The following is a 13801-nucleotide window of genomic DNA, read 5'->3' as shown; positions in this document are numbered from 1 at the left end:
AGATCACTGTTATATTCTCGCCGTCATATAGCGTTCGCGCGGGTTTCCACACTCATTAAGGATGAAAGCCATGAACAGCATGACACATCCCAGCAAGCCAATCCGCCCCGAGCAGAATCGAGTCCTGAGAGACGACGAACTCGATTCGGTTTCCGGCGGAAGCTCGTTCAGCATGCTTCAAAACGCATTTTCCAACGTCATCAAGAATATCGGGGAGAGTCTGGCGACAGCCGCGCGGAACTCCTAGTTCCAAGCATCGCGATCGGCATCCGCACCTCCACCAAGGAAGCAGACCACGGCTCAGCCTCAAAAGACTGCCCGAGAGAACGAGCCGCCGCGCGCCAATGACGACATGGCGGTCTTGCGAGACGATGAGCTTGATGCGGTCACCGGAGGAGTCGGCAAGATACTTGGAAGTAAAGCCAAAATTATAGACGGCACATTATAGAGTCCCCCGTGAAGAACGCGGCCGAATGGCGTTTCAAGCGATCTTTTGGGCCGGGGCAAGCGCCAGGATGATGGCACGTAAGAGTCCTGCGAGCCATCGCAGCAGCAGTCCGAAGTTGTATCCGGCTGCGGCGAGAACAGCGTTGATGCGGTCACCAGCGCGGCCTTTGAGATAGTTGCGGTCCATGCGGTGCTCGGCCTTGACGTGGCCGATGACAGGCTCGACAGCCGCGCGACGTTTCATCTCGCGCCGGATGGTAGCCGTAACGCGGCGGACCTGACCCGAGATCCAGACCCTGAACCGATGCGGGTGGTTGTGGCCGCGGTACCCTTTGTCGACGTGGATGCGGCGGGCCTCCACGCCGGTGAGCTTCTCCATATCGGTGATCACAGGGCCGAGCGTGTGCCCGTCGAAGGGATTGCCATGCAGCGCCTTGGCATGGAGCACGAACTGCCCGCCCTTCGGAGACGTCACAGGGGTGGCAATACTGACCTTGCACCCGAACTCGTAAGGCGCGCGGGCTTTCCCCTTGCCGATGCACTCGACCTCAGGGGCATGTAACGCATAGACCTTCGGACCGCGCTGATGCTGATCCTGGCTGCGCACCTGCTGCGCTAAACCGAGCAGCGGGCCGAACCGCGCTTCCAGCACCGAATCGCCATCAATCTTGCGGCGGATGTCGCGGATGATCCGGCCAAGCCGTGTCCGCAGAAACTTGAGCTGGCGCCGGGCGCGTTTGAACTGGTGGGCGTGGGTATAGCGGCCGACCATGATGGCGGCGCGCTTGGCCAGGCGCAGATAGCTCTGGCGCAGCGGCACACGGTTGCGCTTGGCGAGCCCGACGAGCTTGATGATGGCCCGATGCATCAGCCGTGCATCGGTCGGATGCGCAACTGCCTTGGGCTGCACTGTGGTATCGACCACCACCCGCTCCAGGTCCTTGGCGCCGATCGCGCCAGTCTTGTGCGCCACCGACAGACTTTCCTGAATTAGCGCGACGAGTTGCTCCTCCCCGAGCCGATGACGCCAGCGTGTCATCGACGATCGATCGAACGGCAGCCGGTGGCAGAAGCTCAATTCGCCGCAGAAGTATTGGTAGTAGGGATTCTCGATCCAGCGGGCGCACAGCACCTCATCCGACAGGTTGTGCATGTGCTTCAGAATGAACAGGCCGGCGACAAGCCGCGTCGGCAGGCCAGGCTGCCCCGACCCCGCCTGGCACACCGAACCAAAGCGCTCATCCAGAAACTTCCAGTCGATCAGCGCCGCCAACCGAACCAGCGGATGACCCATGTCGATGATCTGATCCAGCGCCGGAAGCAGCAGGTCTTTCTGGCGATCATCCCGCGGTTTGCTCATCGCATTCCCCAATGTCGACGACGCCGTCAGGGAATCACGAATCGCTCAAGAGCAAAATCCCAAAACGCAAGAAAGCCAGGTACAACACCCAGCTTTCCTGCAAAATCGAATACTTTACCGAGACAAATTCTGTCTATCTGTCAGGTGGATCTGCATTCTTCACGGTGGACTATAGACAGCCGTTTACCGTGAGGGCATCGCCCAGCGTGGGCGGCGAGATCGGTCCCGACCTGCTCGATGCAGCGTGCCCGGATGGGGCTTGAGGGCTTGGTCTCGAAGCATCGCCAGCGCGACTACCGGGGCGGTCGGTGCGGCCACTTGGTGAAGGTCAAGAACCGGGCGCATTCGGCGTTCGGCCGCATGCGGGTGGCTGTAGTCGTCGAAGACCTTAAAACAGAGAGGGCCACACTGCATTGGGACGAGAACAGCACGAGCGAGTAAAGCCGCCTCGGTTGATGCTTGTTTCGATGGTCTGCTTATCGTTATGGCAACAGTTGAGCGAAGCAGCGTTCAAGCTGTTCTATCGCAAACGGCTTTTGCAGCCATGGTCGTCCGCTAAATTCCTCTGGCACTCCGTCCGCTCCATAACCCGTTGCGAACGCGAACGGGATGTTGCGATGCGCGAGAGCCTTCGCCACAGGCGCGATGCTATCGGGGCCTAGCCTTACATCGAGCACGGCGAGATCAAAGGCATCGTCTTTTGCGTGCTCCAACGCCGAAGGCAAATCACCGTCTTCGGCCGCGACGGTATAGCCAAGCTCCGTCACCATCTCGGCGACCATCATGCGGATGAGTACTTCATCCTCCACCAAAAACACCGAAGCCATTGGCTGCCCCTTAGCTACTGCTCAGTGACCTTCTCTAATCAGGAGGGCTGATCTGGTAACATGGAACCGGTCCTAGCGCTCGTCAAAAAGGCTGTCTCTCACAAATTCCCCGGCGCCCCTAATGCAGATTGGAACGTTGTGTGCACTTTTGTACTTAGCACGCAGCCACAACGATGTGGGCTGGAGGGCGGGCCGTGCAAAGTCCATTGCGGATATTGATTGTCGAGGACGATTACCTCATTGCGGAAATGGTCCGGGAGGCGCTGGCAGAGGGAGGCTTTGAGACCGAGGTAGTGGCCTCCGGTCAGGAGGCGCTAGCGCTGCTTGATGACGACCGCAAATACCGCGCGCTTGTGACAGACATTAATTTGCAGGACGAGCACACGGGCTGGCAGGTGGCAAAACGCGCGAGAGAATTATCCGCCGACCTTCCCGTGGTTTACATGACCGGAGCTGCTGCTGACGAGTGGGCGTCGCGTGGCGTGCCCAACAGCGTTCTCCTAACCAAGCCATTCGCGCCCGCGCAGGTCGTCACGGCTGTTTCTCAATTGCTAAACGATACGCCGCCGCCGACTGAGTAATGTCGCATGAGTTGTTGGCTGCGATCATCCTGGCTCGCGCCGTCTACGTCCTGCCCTGATAAGGCGGTCGATGCGGGCATGGATGTCCTTCGTGTGTTCGGCCGCAGCCAGTGAGCGATGCTTAGATAGCGGCTGGTCGAGGCGCGTGTTATCCCACAGCACAAAGCGACCTTCAGCCGCTCGGATCACATAGCGTAAGTCCGCGACAGGATCACTCATCTTCTTTTTCAATGCTGTTCTCCAACGAAGAACGCAGGAACGTGCTGCCGCGCTGTTTGATCAAGAACGGCTTTCGCAGTAGTTGACAGGCGGGAGCGCTGGTCGCTCTCAGCCACCAACGCCTAGTTGACCGCTGCCGGTGACAACAGGATCAAAGTATCGAAATCGGAGTTCCTGCAATAACCTACGACAGCACGCACAAGCTGATAGGGTTACCCACTGCTATTGTCGCGGCAGGCCGCCTCGAACCAACTTTTATCAACCGGCACTCTTAGCCGAGCGCCTCTAACGTCGTCTTCTGGCCCATCACGTCATTTCGCTACTCCGCAGCAGCAGTGTCGCTTTAGGAGCAAAGCGGACCCCTCACTGCGGCCAATCCCTGTAGAGCGTGATCCCAATCATGATCAGCGAGCCGACTGCGACCACCACGGGGCAGATAAACGGCAACTCTTCCAGCACAGCGACAACCGCCGCCCGCCCGATAAGAGTTCTCTTGAACCGCGCGAAGCGCCAGCCTGCCACACCCATTCGGACAACTCCGTTTGGCCCCCAGCAGCGGCTTGTCTGACTCTAGAATCAACGCGAAGCGCTCGGCCATAGCCAATTCTGACGTAACCCTAGATGAAGGTGAAGAAATCCTTATCAACTCGGACGTCCCAGTTTGCAGCCTCACCGCTTCAGCGCGACGAGTTGCTCAGCGGCGGCTCCGTCGCTGGCCCGCGACCTGCCACCACCTGCCTGAAAGATCAGGCCCCGCTCGCGCTTCGGAAGTTGCAAACGGGAGCGCGAACAACAAGAATGGTTGGGGGTAAGGAACCATGAACCATCGCCTTCCGTCGCTCTTAGCATCGCTGCCAGCGCTAAACGCCGCTTATCTACAGGAAGTGTACAAGCGTGAGCCGCCCCATCGCCGGTTCATGGAGAGGATGAGAAAGTCGCCCCACCGGCGCGTGCTGTGGTACGACGGCATGCCGGACTCAGAATCGCGTGAATGCCAATACTGCGGCACCCTCTTCGTGCCGGATTTAGGGCGTGAGATCGCCATTCCAGCAGCACCCCCATCTGTGCTCGCCGCTCACCGGCGAGCGCATTGTTCGGAGTACTGCGACTATGGCCTTACCTATGGCTTGCGCCCCATCGCTCTGAACCGAATGGCCATCTTCGAACGCGATGGTTTCCGCTGCTATCTTTGTGGTCAACCAACTCCCAAAGACTTCGGCTCCTCCCGTTATGCGCCAAACGCCCCTAGTGTCGATCATGTAGTACCGCAAATTCTAGGCACCGATGACCCCGACAATCTGCGCTGTTGTTGCAGACGATGTAACACTGAAAAATTGAACTCGACTCTTTGGGAGAAACTCGCGCACCTCTTGCAGTTGAATTTTTTCCCAGCGGTTCTACTGCGAGTGCTGCCCCGTAGACCCATCCTTTCCGAATTGATCCCGTTCTGGCGCGAACTGCTCATCTGCGACGGAGAACCTGTCGAAGATCGGAAGCAGGACGGATTCGAGCGGCTTTACAACCTATTGCTCATCTCTAAGGACGGTGATGCCAAAAGATAGGCTCTTCCGGCGCCAGCAAGCGACCAAACGGGGCGGCCCCGCGAACGTGAATGCGGAGCATGGAGTTGAAGTGGAGGGCTCAGATGGAAGGTTGCGGGCTAAATGGGTGCTTCCGGTATGCTTCCGGCAAGCTTTGTTCAGAAGATGAAAAATTCAGAAAAACGCTTATCTTACTGGCGCACCCGACACGATTCGAACGTGTGACCTTTGCCTTCGGAGGGCAACGCTCTATCCAGCTGAGCTACGGGTGCAATGCGGTTCATTTAGCCGATTGGCGCGGAGTGGGCAACCGCTTCTCGCCTCCCCGCGCTAGGCCAATTTGGCGGAAAGAACCAGGAACCGCCACCCGGCCGAGGAATGCGAACTCGGCCAGCGCCCTTTCGGCGCAGATGACGTGGTTGCGGCCGACCCGCTTGGCCACGTAGAGCGCCTCGTCGGCCTCGAGCAGCAGCCGGTCGGCGCAGCCATGACGGCTGACGACCGAGGCGATCACGCGCAGGCATTCGTCGCCGGTCTGGCGGCCTTCGCCCGAGCCTTGTTTGGCCTCGCCATCAGGCCACCGCCGCCACCGGCGCGGCATCGCCCTTGCCGAACAGCTTTCGCACCTCGGCAGCCGGCTTCGGTGCGCTGAACAGATAGCCCTGCATCTCGGTGCAGCCGAGGTTGCGCAGCATCTCGCGCTGGGCCTCGGTCTCGACGCCCTCTGCGACCGTGGTCATGCTGCTGGCGGCGGCGATGTTCACCACCGCCTGCACGATCACGGGCGCGCCGCTGGTCTCCGCGATGTCGGCGACGAAGCAGCGGTCGATCTTGATCTTGTCGAACGGGAAGCGCTTCAGGTAGCTGAGCGAGGAGTAGCCGGTGCCGAAATCGTCGAGCGCGATGCGCACGCCGATCGAACGGAGCTGGTGCAGGATGGACAGCGCCGCCTCGTCGTCGCGGATCAGCACGGCCTCGGTGATCTCGAGCTCGAGCCGGCGCGGGTCAAGCCCCGAGGCGGCGAGCGCGCTGGCGATCCTGAGCGCCAGCGTGTCGCTTTTGAGCTGCACCGGCGAGACGTTGACCGCAACGCGGATATGCGCCGGCCAGGTCGCGGCCTCGTTGCAGGCCATGCGCAGCACCCAGTCGCCAAGCTCGTTGATCAGGCCGGTATCCTCGGCGATCGGAATGAACTCCGCCGGCGACACCATGCCGCGCTCGGGGTGGCGCCAGCGCAGCAGGGCCTCGCAGCCGGTGACCGCGCCCGAGCGCAGATCGACCAGCGGCTGATAGTGGATCTCGAAGCCGCCGTTCACCAGGGCGTGGCGCAGATCCTGCTCCATGGTCAGGCGCGCCTTGGCGCTCGCGTCCATCTCGGGCTCGAAGAAACGGTGGGTGCGGCGGCCTCCGGCCTTGGCACCGTACATCGCAAGGTCGGCGTTCTTGACGAGCTGGTCGAGATCGGCGCCGTCCTGCGGCGCCAGCGCGATGCCGATGCTCGCATCGGTGGAGAGCTGGTGGCCGAGGCAGTGATAGGGCTGACGGATTGCCTCGTAGATCCGCGTCACGAAGGACAGCACGTCGGCCGAGGACTGGATCCCGGTCTGGATCACCGCGAATTCGTCGCCGCCGAGCCGCGCGATCAGGTCGCCTTTCTTGAGACAGCCGCGCAGGCGGGTCGCGATCGCCTTCAGCAGCTCGTCGCCGACGTGATGGCCGAGCGAATCGTTGATGCCCTTGAATTCGTCGACGTCGATATAGAGCAGTGCGAACTGCGCGCCGGTCGCGACCTTCTCCAGCTCGCGCTCGATCTGCTCGCGGAACAGCGTGCGGTTCGGCAGATCGGTCAGTGCATCGTAATGCGCCATATGCGCGATCTTCTCGTGGTCGCGCCGCCGCTCGGTGACGTCCTCGATCACGTTGATGATGTAACGTGGCTCGCCAGCCTTGTCGCGAATGCCGATGCGCTTCGAGATGGTATGGCGCTGGCCGCCCGTCCGTCTTTCCCAGCTTTGTTCCCTGAGCAACAGCCGGTCGGGCGATTGCAGCAAGGCGTCGTCGTCGCGCTTGACGATATCGGCGTCGGGTGCCGGGAGGATATCGGTGGCCGTCCTGCCGACGATCGTCTCGCCCGTTTCGTTGAAGACCTCCTCCGCGATGCGGTTGACCAGCAGATATTGGCGGCTTTGAGCGTCCTTCACCGTGATCTGCGACGGAATGTGATCGATGATCTCGCGCAGGAAGGTGTGGTTGCGATCGCGCTCCTGTTCGAGGTTGCGGCGGTCGGTGATGTCCTCGATGGTGGCGACGCCGCCCTGCGCGAGCGGGGTGTTGATGACCTGGAAGGCCCGGCCATTGGGCAGTTGATGGGTCCGCGTGGAGACGGTGCCTTCGGTGACGACTCTCATCACCTCGGCGTAGAATTCCTCCACGTCGCCCTCGAACGCACCGCGCTCCTTGCGGTGGCGCATCGCTTCGAGGACGTGGCAGCCTGGCTTGATGACGTCGTGCGAAAGGCCGAACATGTCGGCGTAGCGGCGGTTGCAGGTGACGATGTAGCCGTTCGCGTCGTAGAGAATTAGCCCTTGCGACATGTTGTTGAGGGCGGTGTCGAGCCGCAGCCGTTCCGCCTCGATCCGCTCCTGGGCCTCGCGGTTCTGCCGGTTGATCTGGCGAATGATCAGGTAGAGGATCAGCGCGATCACGGCGGCCGAAAGCGCGGCCGTGGTGACCATGAAACCGGTCTGCTGCCGCCAGTCCGCAAGCGCTGCAGCCGTGGTGTTGGTGGCGACGATGACGAGCGGGAAGTGCTTCAGCGACGCCGCCGAGCCGAGCCGCTCCTCGAGGTCGACCGGGCCCTTGACGCGAAGCGTGTGCTGGCCGCCCTTGGTCAGCACCTTCCGCATCAGCGGCGCATCCCTGAAGCTCCTGCCGATCAGCTCCTCGACATGGGGGTAGCGTGCCAGCATCTTGCCCTCGCGGTCGAACAGCGCGATCGCCGTGCCTTCCGCGAGCGCCACGGATGCGAAATAGTTCTGGTAGCTGTCCGGATCGATCCGTCGGACCATGGCGCCGAAGAAGGTGCCGTCGGTGCCGTTGAGCCGGCGCGCGACGACCGTGGTCCATTTGCCGATGATGAAGCTGCGGACGGACTCGAGCAGCACCGGCTCGGACATCGGGTCCGACTTGAGCGTCTGGAAATAGGCGCGCGAGGAGATGTTGATCTTGGGCAGCGGCTGGCCTCGCGACCAGTTGATCAGCTCGCCGTCGGCATCGTAGATCGCGATGTCGCCGAGATAGGACACCGAGCTGACCTTGCTGCGCAGCATCTGGTTCGCAGCGGCACCGGACATGCGCTCGCGGAACATCTCGGGCGAGGTGATCTCCGGCAGGTTCATCTGCCCGATGAGATCGGCCGCGACGACATCGGAGTCCTCAAACTGCTGATCGAAGTGGCGCGCGATCAGCTGCACCGTTTTTTCCAGCTCGCGCTCGCGGTTGACCAGCGTCCGCTCGCGGAATTCGCCGACGGCCATGGCGGTCACGGCGAAGATGCCCGCGACCAGCAGCACGCCGCACAGGGTGAGCCACAGGACAGGGCCACGCCGCGCCGAGGCCGCCCAGCCGTTTTTCGCGGCTAGGGATGTTCCGGCTGCCATCGTGGAAAAGACCTGGCGCATTCCCCCTCCCTGCAAGGACAGGAATACACCGCACAAATGGCGCAAAGCTTAGGAAAACCAGTTACCCAACCATTAAGCCCGGTAGCGCTCTCGCTCCCGCGCCCCGCAAGGCGCGAAGCACGCCGCAGTTGCGTTGCGCTCGCGGCAATCGCGGCGCGGCATAATTAATCAATGCTCAATGCGAGGCGCCTTCGGTCTTCTTGCCGCCCCCATGGCGCAGCCGTCCGACCACGCCGGTCGGAAAGAAGTAGACGCTGGCGATGAAGAGCAGCCCGAGCCACAGCAGCCAGCGGTCGGGATGCAAGAGTCCCGGCAGCAGCGGCAGGCCGGCTTCCGACGCCGCCTTGGAGGCGACGCCCATCAGCGACTGCAGATAGTTCTGGGCGAGGATGAAGATGGTGGCGCCGATGATCGCGCCGTAGATCGTGCCCATGCCGCCGATCACCACCATCAGCAGAATGTCAAGCATGATGGAGAAGCTTAGCGAAGTGTCGGGACCTGCGTAGCGGAGCCATAGTGCATTCAGGATGCCGGCGCTGGCGGCGACCAGGGCGGCGATGCAGTTGGCGTAGGTCAAATGGAAGACGGTGCGGAAGCCGAGCGCCTCGGCGCGGAAACGGTTCTCGCGGATGGCCTGCAGCACGCGGCCGAACGGCGAGTTCACCACCCGCAGCAAGGCGAGGATCATCAGCGCCGAGATCGCGAACACCAGATAGAAAGTCAGGATCCGGCCGTTGATCTCGAAGCCGAACAGGTTCTTGGAGATCAGCACGGTGCCGGGGCGCAGCAGCTGCGGCAGCTGGAAGCTGCGGCCGTCCTCGCCCCCGGTCAGCCAGGACAGCTGCGAGGCCAGCACCTGGAAGGCGGAGGCGACCGCGAGCGTGATCATGGCAAAGAAGATCGCGGCGACCCGCAGCGAGAACAGGCCGATGGCGAGCGCGAGCAGGGCCGCCAGCGGCAGGCCGGTGACGATGCCGGTTGCGACCGCTGCCCAGTTCGGCCCCATGCCGTAGAGCGCGATGGCGATGGCGTAGCTGCCGATGCCGTAGAACATGGTGTGGGCGAACGACACCGAGCCGGTATAGCCGAGCAGCAGATCGTAGGAGGCGACTAGCGCGGCGAAGACGCAGATCTTGGCCGCGACGTTCAGCGCCTTGGCGCCCGGGAACAGGAACGGTGTCGCCGCCAGCGCCAGGATGATGACGACGAGGAGAAGCGTGAGCACACGGCTGCGCGGCGGATCGCCGGAGAGGATCATCATCGGCTGGTCACCGCATAGAGGCCGCGCGGCCGCCACATCAGAATGACGACCATCAGCAGGATGTTGGAGACGAGGGCGAGTTTCGGCACCAGGAAGCCGCCGTAATTGGCGACCATGGCGACCAGAATCGCGCCGATGAAGCAGCCGCCGATCGATCCCAGGCCGCCGATGATGACGACGATGAAGATCAGGACGGTAAGGTCGTCGCTCATGGAAGCGTGCACCTGCTCGCGATAGAGCGCCCACATCACGCCGCCGAGGCCCGCCAGCGCCGATCCCGTCATGAACACGCCGAGGAACAGGCGGCGGATGCGATAGCCGAGCGCCTCGACCATCTCGCGGTTCTCGACGCCGGCGCGGATGAGGAGGCCGACCTTGGTGCGGTTGAGCACGAGCTGGATCGCGATGAAGACGGCAAGCCCGATCAGCATCGCCAGCACGCGGTACTTGGCGATTGCGACGTCGCCGAGGATGAAGGAGCCGCGCAGCGAGGCCGGCAGCGGCATCGGGATGATCTGCGGTCCCCACAGAGCATAGAGCGTCTGCTCGGCGACGATCAGGCCGCCGGTCGTCATCAGGATCTGCTTCAGATGCTGGCCGTAGACGGGCAGGATCAGCACCCGCTCGACGACGAGGCCGAGCGCGCCTGATACCGCCATCGAGAGCAGCGCAGCCGGGGCCAGCACCGCGAGGTTCATCCAGAGCGAATCCGCCTGGATCGACGCCGCGAACGGCGCCAGCACCAGGGTTGCGACATAGGCGCCGACGGCAATGAAGGCGCCGTGGCCGAAATTGAGCACGTCCATCAGCCCGAACACCAGTGTGAGGCCCGAGGCCATGATGAAGATCATCATGCCCATGGCAAGGCTCGCTGCGGTCAGGGTCAGCCAGGAAGAAGTCGATCCGATCAGCGGGATCATCAGCAGCGCGAGCGCGATCGGCAGCAGCACCGGCGCGATGTCGCGCTTCGGCTTCGGCAATGGATCGGTTGCAGCAAGGTCAGTCACTGATGCGCCTCCAGGCTCAGGCCGAGCAGCCGCTCCTGCAGCGGCACGTCGGCGGCGAGCGCCGCCATCACGCCGCGATGGACGATGGTGCCGTTGTCCATCACCAGCACGCTGTCGCCGAGCTCGCGGGCGGCAAAGAAATTCTGCTCGACCAGAAGAATTGTTGCGCCCTTGCGCTTGATCTCCTTCAGGCACTCGATCAGCGCCATGACGATGGCCGGGGCCAGCCCCTTGGTCGGCTCGTCGATCAGCAGCAGTTTGCGCGGCTCGATGATGGCGCGCGCGATGGACAACATCTGCTTCTGCCCGCCCGAGAGGCTCCCCGCGCGGGACAGCCAGAACCGGCGCAGCGCGGGGAAGAAGCCGAAGATCCAGTCGAGCTGGGTGTCGTCGAGCGGCCCGTCGCGCGCCGCGAGCACGAGGTTCTCCTTCACCGTCAGGTCGGAGAACACGGCCATGCTTTCCGGCACATAGCCGACGCCGAGCCGGGCGATGTCGGGCGTGGCGCGGCTCTCGATGCGCATCCCGGCGAGGGTGATCTCGCCGCTGGAAGCCTGCCACAGGCCCATGATGGTGCGCAGCGTCGTGGTCTTGCCGGCGCCGTTGCGGCCGAGCAGCATCGTGACCTGTCCTTGCGGCACAGTGAGATCGATGCCCTGGAGGATGTGATAGCGCCCGATATGGGTGTGCACGCCGGAGAGTTTGAGCAGGTCGGTCATGCGGCACTCTTCGGTGCTACGCCCAGATAGGCTTCCTGCACGATCGGCGAAGCGATCACCTCGGCCGGTGGGCCATCTGCAACGAGTTGGCCGTTATGCAGCACGATGATGCGGTCGGCGAGCGAGCGCACCACGTCCATCTTGTGCTCGACCAGCAGGATGATCTTGCTCCTGTCCTGTTTCAGTTGCGCGATCAGATTGAGGACGACAGGCACCTCGTCGATGCTCATGCCGGCGGTCGGCTCGTCGAACATGAACACCTTCGGCTCCAGCGCGATCATCAGCGCCACCTCGAGCTTGCGCTGGTCGCCATGTGACAGCGCGGTGGCGGCGACGCCGCGACGATTGCCGAGGGCGACCTGGTCGAGGATGGCATCTGCCCGCGCGATCAGGTCGCCGCGCAGCATCCAGGGCCGCAGCATGTCGTAATGGGTGCCGTTCGCCGCCTGCACGGCGAGGCGGACGTTCTCTTCCACGGTGAGATTGGGAAATAGATTTGTGAGCTGGAAAGCGCGACCGAGGCCAGCACGCGTGCGCATCGGCGCCGAGTGCTGGGTGATGTCGGTGCCATCGAACAAAATGTTGCCGCTCGATGCGCGCAATTGGCCCGAGATCAGATTGAAATAAGTGGTCTTGCCGGCGCCGTTCGGCCCGACGATGGCGGTGAGCTCGCCAGGGCGGAACGTGCAGGTGACGTTGTTGACCGCGACGTGGCCGCCGAAGCGAATGGTGAGGTCGCGGGTTTCGAGGGTGAGCGTCATTGAACGTCTGAAAATGATGAAACTGGATTGATCCGCCGTCGCGGTGCGCCCCTCCCCCGCTTGCGGGGAAGGGCAGGGGAGAGGGTGTCTCCGCTCGGGGACAATCCCCAAGAGGAGAGGCCCTTCACCCGGATCGCATCTGACGATGCGATCCGACCTCTCCCGCAAGCGGGAGAGGTGAACACCATCTCACCGCTTGTTCTTGACCGGAACGTCCATGTCCTCGATCTTCAGCTCGCGCACCGGCTCGAGCACGGCCCAGGCGACGTTCGGATCGACCTTGACCTTGAAGTGGTACATGCTCTGCAGCGCCTGATGGTCTTCCTTGCGGAACACCATCTTGCCCTTCGGCGTGTCGAACTCCAGGCCTTCCATCGCCGTGATCAGCTTCTCGGTGTCGGTGGACTTCGCCTTGGTGACGGCGGCGACCACGGACATCGCGGCGGCAAAACCGCCCGCGGTGAAGAAGTCCGGTGGCGCGTTGAAGCGCTTCTGATGCTCGGCGACCAGCCAGTCGTTCACCGGGTTCTTCGGGATCTCATAGTAGTAATAGGTCGCGCCTTCCATGCCGGGCAGACCCTTATAGGCGGCGAGCGCCGGCAGGATATTGCCGCCGGTGGAGAGCTCGATGCCGTAACGCTTCGGGTCCATGTCCTGGAGCTTTGCCAGCGGATTGCCGGCGCCGGCCCAGATCACCCAGATGATCTTGCGGCCCGGCTTGTCCTTCAGCGCGTCGAACAGGCGCTGGCCGACCGCGGTGAAGTCGGTGGTCGACGTCGGGGCATATTCTTCCGCTGCCAGCGTTGCGCCGGTCTTGGCCAGTGCCTCCTTGAAGGCGGCAACGCCGTCGCGGCCGAAGGCGTAGTCCTGCGCCAGCGTCGCGACGGTGACGCCCTGCTTGCCGATCGCGACCGCGTTGGAGATCGCGTCCTGCGAGGAGTTGCGCGCGGTGCGGAAGATGTAGCGGTTCCACTTCTCGCCGGTAATTTGGTCCGCAACGGCGGGCTCGACGATCAGGATCTTCTTGTTCTCCTCGGCCACCGGGAGAATGGCGAGGGCCGCGGCCGACGAGGTCGTGCCGATCGCGATGTCGGCCTTGTCGTCCTGATAGGCTTCCGCGAGCGCGGCCTTGGACAGGTCCGGCTTGCCCTGGTCGTCCTTGGTGATGACGACGATCTTGCGACCGTCGAGCGTCATGGTTCCCTTGGTGGCGTACTCGAAACCCATCTGCAGGCCGGTCTCGGTCTGCTTGGCATAGGCTTCCAGCGGACCGGTCTTGCCGTAGATCAGCGCGACCTTGAGATCGTCGGCCCGTGCGGAGGTACTCGCGGCGAGGGCAAGGATGGTTGTTGTTATGATGAATGATCGACGCACGATGGTCCCTCCTGATTCAAAGTT

General features: G+C 62.8%; 15 protein-coding genes and 1 tRNA gene. 4 read left to right on the top strand and 12 right to left on the bottom strand.

The features are described 5' to 3' along the window. The first annotated feature begins 70 nt into the window (after positions 1-70). Positions 71-247 (top strand): hypothetical protein, encoded by a 177-nt coding sequence (locus ACNJYB_RS39965; RefSeq protein WP_439372041.1) that lies wholly within the window; start codon positions 71-73, stop codon positions 245-247. Positions 248-481: 234 nt separating this feature from the next. Here the strand turns inward: ACNJYB_RS39965 and ACNJYB_RS39960 are convergent, their stop codons facing one another. Further along, the gene (locus ACNJYB_RS39960) at positions 482-1807 is read right to left on the bottom strand and encodes an IS5 family transposase (RefSeq protein ID WP_439371789.1); all 1326 of its coding nucleotides are present in this window, start codon (positions 1805-1807) and stop codon (positions 482-484) included. 11 nt (positions 1808-1818) lie between these two features. Between ACNJYB_RS39960 and ACNJYB_RS39955 the strand changes: the two genes are divergently transcribed. Then, a complete protein-coding gene (locus ACNJYB_RS39955) occupies positions 1819-2070 on the top strand; it encodes a hypothetical protein (protein ID WP_439372039.1) in 252 nt (83 codons plus the stop codon). A 219-nt stretch (positions 2071-2289) separates the two neighbouring features. On the opposite strand, the gene ACNJYB_RS39950 is transcribed toward ACNJYB_RS39955, so the two are convergent. Then, the gene (locus ACNJYB_RS39950; RefSeq protein ID WP_439372037.1) at positions 2290-2634 is read right to left on the bottom strand and encodes a response regulator; all 345 of its coding nucleotides are present in this window, start codon (positions 2632-2634) and stop codon (positions 2290-2292) included. A gap of 194 nt (positions 2635-2828) precedes the next feature. Between ACNJYB_RS39950 and ACNJYB_RS39945 the strand changes: the two genes are divergently transcribed. Continuing rightward, complete coding sequence (locus tag ACNJYB_RS39945) at positions 2829-3215, top strand: response regulator (protein ID WP_439372035.1); 387 nt, start codon at positions 2829-2831, stop codon at positions 3213-3215. A 24-nt stretch (positions 3216-3239) separates the two neighbouring features. Here ACNJYB_RS39945 and ACNJYB_RS39940 read toward each other — a convergent pair whose 3' ends face one another. Together ACNJYB_RS39940 and ACNJYB_RS39935 are read right to left on the bottom strand one after the other, a co-directional pair. Further along, positions 3240-3446, bottom strand: a complete 207-nt coding sequence (locus ACNJYB_RS39940; RefSeq protein ID WP_439372033.1) for a hypothetical protein — start codon at positions 3444-3446, stop codon at positions 3240-3242. Positions 3447-3797: 351 nt separating this feature from the next. Further along, positions 3798-3962 (bottom strand): hypothetical protein, encoded by a 165-nt coding sequence (locus ACNJYB_RS39935; RefSeq protein ID WP_439372031.1) that lies wholly within the window; start codon positions 3960-3962, stop codon positions 3798-3800. A 290-nt stretch (positions 3963-4252) separates the two neighbouring features. Here ACNJYB_RS39935 and ACNJYB_RS39930 point away from each other — a divergent pair, with 290 nt between their 5' ends. Then, a complete protein-coding gene (locus ACNJYB_RS39930; protein WP_439372029.1) occupies positions 4253-4996 on the top strand; it encodes an HNH endonuclease in 744 nt (247 codons plus the stop codon). Positions 4997-5170: 174 nt separating this feature from the next. Here ACNJYB_RS39930 and ACNJYB_RS39925 read toward each other — a convergent pair. From ACNJYB_RS39925 to ACNJYB_RS39890, 8 genes are all read right to left on the bottom strand, one after another. After that, positions 5171-5247 (bottom strand) — tRNA-Arg (locus ACNJYB_RS39925). Between the two features lie 8 nt (positions 5248-5255). Further along, positions 5256-5576 carry a hypothetical protein gene (locus ACNJYB_RS39920; protein WP_439372027.1) on the bottom strand — a complete coding sequence of 107 codons (321 nt, stop codon included), beginning with the start codon at positions 5574-5576 and terminating at the stop codon, positions 5256-5258. Further along, positions 5548-8655, bottom strand: coding sequence for an EAL domain-containing protein (locus tag ACNJYB_RS39915; RefSeq protein WP_439372025.1), 3108 nt, complete (start codon positions 8653-8655; stop codon positions 5548-5550). Before ACNJYB_RS39915 ends, ACNJYB_RS39920 begins: the two co-directional genes overlap by 29 nt. Positions 8656-8830: 175 nt before the next feature. Beyond that, on the bottom strand, positions 8831-9916 hold the full coding sequence (locus tag ACNJYB_RS39910) for a branched-chain amino acid ABC transporter permease (protein ID WP_439372024.1): 1086 nt from the start codon (positions 9914-9916) through the stop codon (positions 8831-8833). Further along, positions 9913-10923 carry a branched-chain amino acid ABC transporter permease gene (locus ACNJYB_RS39905; RefSeq protein WP_439372023.1) on the bottom strand — a complete coding sequence of 337 codons (1011 nt, stop codon included), beginning with the start codon at positions 10921-10923 and terminating at the stop codon, positions 9913-9915. The genes ACNJYB_RS39910 and ACNJYB_RS39905 overlap by 4 nt, the downstream gene beginning before the upstream one ends. After that, a complete protein-coding gene (locus ACNJYB_RS39900; protein WP_439372021.1) occupies positions 10920-11642 on the bottom strand; it encodes an ABC transporter ATP-binding protein in 723 nt (240 codons plus the stop codon). Before ACNJYB_RS39900 ends, ACNJYB_RS39905 begins: the two co-directional genes overlap by 4 nt. Further along, positions 11639-12403, bottom strand: coding sequence for an ABC transporter ATP-binding protein (locus tag ACNJYB_RS39895; RefSeq protein ID WP_439372019.1), 765 nt, complete (start codon positions 12401-12403; stop codon positions 11639-11641). Before ACNJYB_RS39895 ends, ACNJYB_RS39900 begins: the two co-directional genes overlap by 4 nt. Positions 12404-12592: 189 nt before the next feature. Beyond that, positions 12593-13777, bottom strand: a complete 1185-nt coding sequence (locus ACNJYB_RS39890; RefSeq protein WP_439372018.1) for a substrate-binding domain-containing protein — start codon at positions 13775-13777, stop codon at positions 12593-12595. Between the last annotated feature and the right edge of the window lie 24 nt (positions 13778-13801).

Source organism: Bradyrhizobium sp. SMVTL-02 (assembly GCF_051853005.1).
GTDB lineage: Bacteria > Pseudomonadota > Alphaproteobacteria > Rhizobiales > Xanthobacteraceae > Bradyrhizobium.
The sequence above is the reverse complement of the archived record's forward strand: the minus strand, read 5'-3'. Positions and strand labels throughout refer to the sequence as shown.